Annotated in this window: 1 protein-coding gene; it reads right to left on the bottom strand. The window is 50.8% G+C overall.

All coding sequences use genetic code 11. From position 1 onward, the window contains the following. Nucleotides 1-104 precede the first annotated feature (104 nt). Nucleotides 105-2,258: molybdopterin-dependent oxidoreductase (locus Q0218_RS05935; RefSeq protein ID WP_297967449.1), on the bottom strand; the 2,154-nt coding region annotated here is incomplete at its 5' end.

Genomic DNA, 2,258 nt, shown 5'->3' with positions numbered 1-2,258 from the left:
TGGATTTGAATGTTGCGACGAAAATTTCGTCCCAAGACTAGGCAATTAGCCTGTCGCAGGGCGAAATTTTCTAGCTCATTCAAAGACGCTTAAAAGACGACGCGTTAAATACTTTGCAGGATTTTTGGTTTTGAAAACGCCGTAATCGGCCTAATCTCCCCCTTAAATTTCTCAACCTGCGCTAGCACGGTGTGAGCCGAGTTGCTTTGCGCGAGGCTTGACGTGCCTTTATCAAAGGTCAAAACGTTTACGCAGCCGTGTTGGCAGAGGCTCTTTTCGCCCCAAATTTCTGGGTCGTACCACGCGCCCTCGCAGATAGCTACGACATGCTCGGGCACGATGTCGGTGACTAGCACGCCAGCTAGTATCTCGCCGCGGTCGTTAAATACGCGAGCGACGTCGCCCGTGGCTAGGCCGCGCTCTTTGGCGTCTTTTGGATTTATTAAAACAGGCTCTCTGCCGCTAACTTCGGCGAAATTTCTAATTATAGAGTTGTTTAGCTGACTGTGCAGGCGGTAGCGAGAGTGCGGGCTAACGATATGCAGCGGATACTTTTTGCTAGCGTTGCCTAGCCACTCTTTAGGCTCTATCCATGTAGGCATCGGCGGGCAGTCGGCGTAGTTCATCTTCGCTATCGTCGGCGAGTATAGCTCGATTTTACCCGACGGAGTTCCTAGGCGATTTTTAGCCGGATTTTCGCGGAAGGCGGCTAGGCGAGTGTAGAGCGCGTTGCTCTCGTCGTCTTTTTCAAATCTCACGAATCCTTTTTCGTAAAATTCCTCAAAGCTAGGCATGCTTAAATTTAGCCCCTTGGCCTGCTCGGCCGCGTCGGCGTAAAATTCCTTCATCCAGCCGAGCTCGTCCTTGCCCTCGCTAAACGCCTCGCCGTAACCCCAGCGTTTGCAAATTTGCTCGCAGATCCAAAAGTCGCTCTTGCTCTCGCCCATCGGCGCGATGACGGGCTTATAGGCTACGATGTATTCGCCGCTGTCGCCGGTTTGGTTTATATCGTTACGCTCGACTTCGATAGCTACCGGTAGAACGATGTCGCTAAATTTCGCCGTGCTGGTCCAATAAGGCTCGGCGGTGATGACGGTTTCGAATTTTCTCCACTGCTTGACGGTGTTGTTTACGTCTTGATGGCGCGTAAACATCGAGCCTGAGGCCATATACGCCACTCTCATGCGAGGTAGTTTAATCTTAGTGCCGTCGTAGTCGATCTCTTTGCCGGGATACTCTAAGGCCTCGATGCTGCGAGAGGACGGAATGGTGACGTTTTTAGCGTCTTTCCAAGGAGCCTTGCCTAAATTTTCGTATTTTTCGCTAATGCGCGTGCTGATGCCTTTTAGCGTCGGTGAAATTTTATTCGTCATACCGCCCGAGTCGTATCCTAGGCTAAACTCAAAGCCAAGGCCTTCTTTACCGATATAGCCTAGCATCGCGTTAAGAGCTATAAGCGCCCAGAAAGGCTGCTCGCCGTGGTCGGCTCTTTGAAGCGCGCGGCCTATAAGCACGGTCGTAGGCTCTTTTGCCAAAGCCTCGGCGAAGCTTTTTATCTTATCCGCCGCTACGCCGCAAATTTTGCTCGCCCACTCGATGTCTTTTACGACTTTATCTTGCGTGCCGAGGAAATAGTCTTTAAATTTATTAAATCCGACCGTGTATTTTTTGATAAATTCCTCGTCGTAGAGGTTGTTCGTAAACAGATAATGGCACATGCCGATAATTAACGCCGCGTCGGTATTAGGGCGTACGATGATGTTTTCGGAGCCGAAGTAGCGCGCCGTGTCGTTTATCATCGCGTTTACGCTATATGTTTTAATGCCCGATTTTTTAAGCTCTTTTATACCTACGTAGCCCTCGTGAGTAGGAGGCACGGATGAAATTTGATTTGTTACGATAGGATCGGTCGCCCAAAATACAACGTTTTTAGCATTTTTAACTATCGCCGCCCACTTAGTCGGCGTATCGTAAACCGCGCTTGAGCCTAGCACGTGAGGCATGATAACCAGACCCGCTCCCGTCGAATAATCGCCGCTTTCTTCAACGTAGCCGCCTAAAATTTTAAGCATCCTGTGAGCTACCGTGCGCCCCCAACTAACCTTGCCACTGCCGCCCCACCAGTAGCACTCGCCGTAGATCGCTTCGCTGCCGTATTTCTCGTGAGCTTCTTTTAACGCCTTGGCGGCAAGATCAAGCGCGACGTCCCAACTAACGCGCACGAATTCCTCTTTGCCGCGCAGTTCGCTCTTTGCCGC

Origin of the sequence: uncultured Campylobacter sp. (genome assembly GCF_938039245.1) — a bacterium.
Lineage (GTDB): Bacteria > Campylobacterota > Campylobacteria > Campylobacterales > Campylobacteraceae > Campylobacter_A.
The sequence above is the reverse complement of the archived record's forward strand: the minus strand, read 5'-3'. Positions and strand labels throughout refer to the sequence as shown.